1 protein-coding gene is annotated in these 2,325 nt (G+C 62.4%); it reads left to right on the top strand.

Annotation, left to right across the window (positions count from 1 at the left end; all coding sequences use genetic code 11):
• Positions 1-2,325 (top strand): putative bifunctional diguanylate cyclase/phosphodiesterase (locus AC1DU6_RS27880; RefSeq protein ID WP_477861092.1); only part of this gene is annotated, 2,325 nt, incomplete at both ends.

Here is a 2,325-nt window from a genome sequence, read left to right as displayed (position 1 = left end):
AGCTACCGCCGGCTGACGATGTCAGCGAGGAGATCGCCAGGCTGATCGAATCTTTCCACGTGATCGAACAAAGGCTGGAGGAGCTGACCGGGGGCGAGGTGGACACGGTGACTGACCAACTCGGTCGGACCTCCCTGCTGCGCCGCTCCCAGGAGCACTCACGCCGCAACGAGGCGGTGAAGCAGGCCGCGATTCTCGATGCTCTGCCCGCCCATATCGCCGTTCTCGATGCACAGGGATCCATCGTTGCGGTGAATGAGGCGTGGCGCTGCTTCGCCACCGCGAACGCGCTGCAGGGGCCACGCTATGCGGTCGGTGTCAATTACCTGAAGGTGTGCGATGACGCGATAGGCGACGGAGGGAGCGAGGGGCCCATCGTCTCAGCGGGCATACGTGCGGTGCTGATGGAAGGATCGAAGAGCTTTTCGATCGAGTACCCCTGTGACTCGACGACCGAGCAAAGGTGGTTTTTGCTGACAGTGACGCCGTTGGCCCAGCAGCGCCCGAATGGCGTGGTGGTCATGCACCTCAACATCACGGAGCAGAAGATCGGCGAAAACAGGATCAGGCGCCTGAACCGCGTCTATGCGATGTTGAGTGGCATCAATGCGCTGATAGTGCGCGCGCGCGGCTACGACGAGTTGTTCCGCGAGGCCAGCCGGCTGGCAGTCGACCTCGGCGCCTTCAAGATGGCCTGGATCGGTGTCATGGATCCCTTGACCCTGGAATGCAAGGCAGTCGCCTCGCACGGCAGCGAGCCGGGCAATGTCAACCCTATCCCGCCGAGTGCCCGCGTAGACGCACCGAGCAGCGACCGGCCGGCCTGCCGAGCGCTTCGGTCATCGCAGCCAGTGATCTGCAACGATATCGAGAGCGACCTGGCGATAGCGCCATTCCGCGCCGAGCTGCGGGGCGGGGGCTACCGATCATTTGGCTATTTCCCTTTGACGCTGCACGGGCAGCCATGGGCAGTCATGGCGCTGTTTTCGGGCGAGGCCGGCATATTCGATGCGCAGGAAATGCAGCTATTGCAGGAGCTGGCCGGCGATATCTCCTTCGCGCTCGACCATATCGAGAAACTGGAGCGGCTGGAGTACCTCGCCTATTTCGACGTGCTGACCGGATTGGCGAACCGCACGCTGTTCCTTGATCGGGTGACATGGCATCTGCTCGCCGCTATCGCCGGCGGCCACCCCATGGCCGTGTTCCTGTTCGATCTCGAACGCTTCAAGAACATCAACGACAGCCTGGGCCAGGTGACCGGCGACGAACTGCTGCGTCAGGTCGCCGCGTGGCTGGTTCAGCAAATGGGCGATGCTGGTCTGGTGGCACGCATCGGTTCGGACCGCTTCGCCGCGGTGCTGCCGCGTGTCACGCACCAGAGCGGCATACGGCAGCTGCTGGAGCAGACTTTGATGGCGTTCTTGAACCATTCCTTCCCGCTCAATGAGGCGGTGTTCCGCATCTCCGTCAAGGTGGGTGTCGCGGTGTTCCCGGACGACGGCGCCAGCGCCGAGAGCTTGTTCAAGAACGCCGAAGCGGCCTTGAAAAAGGCCAAATCCAGCGGTGACCGCTACCTGTTCTATACGCCGCAGATGACCGCCTCGGTAGCCAGCAAGCTGGCACTCGAGAACCAGCTGCGACAGGCGCTGGAGAACGGGGAATTCGTACTTCACTACCAACCCAAGGTCGATCTGCGCAGCGGCTTGCTGACTGGCGCCGAGGCCTTGATACGCTGGAATGACCCACGCACGGGTCTGGTACCGCCGACCCAGTTCATTCCGATCCTCGAAGAGACCGGTCTGATCTACGAGGTTGGGCGCTGGGCCCTGCGCAGTGCAATCAGCGACTATCTGCGCTGGCGCCGCGACGGCTTTTCAGCCGTGCGTATCGCCGTCAATGTGTCGCCGCTGCAGCTGCGCAATCGCGACTTCATCGCCGAGGTTGAGCAAGCCATCAGCATCGACCCGCAGGCAGCGGCCGGCCTGGAGTTGGAGATCACAGAAAGCCTGATCATGGAGGACGTGCTGCATAGCATCAGCAGCCTGCGCGCGATCCGCGCGATGGGCGTTCGTGTCGCCATCGACGACTTCGGTACCGGATTTTCGTCGCTGAGCTATCTGTCCAAATTGCCGGTCGACACACTCAAGATCGACCGTTCCTTCGTCGTCGACATGACCACCAGCTCGGAAGGCCTGGCACTGGTCTCGACCATCATCACGCTCGCGCACTCTCTGAAGCTCAACGTGGTGGCCGAAGGCGTGGAGACCGAGGCGCAGCGGCGCTTGTTGCAGGAGCTGGTCTGCAATGAGATGCAGGGTTATC

The sequence above is a fragment of the Roseateles sp. P5_B10 genome, from assembly GCF_056400485.1.
The sequence above is the reverse complement of the archived record's forward strand: the minus strand, read 5'-3'. Positions and strand labels throughout refer to the sequence as shown.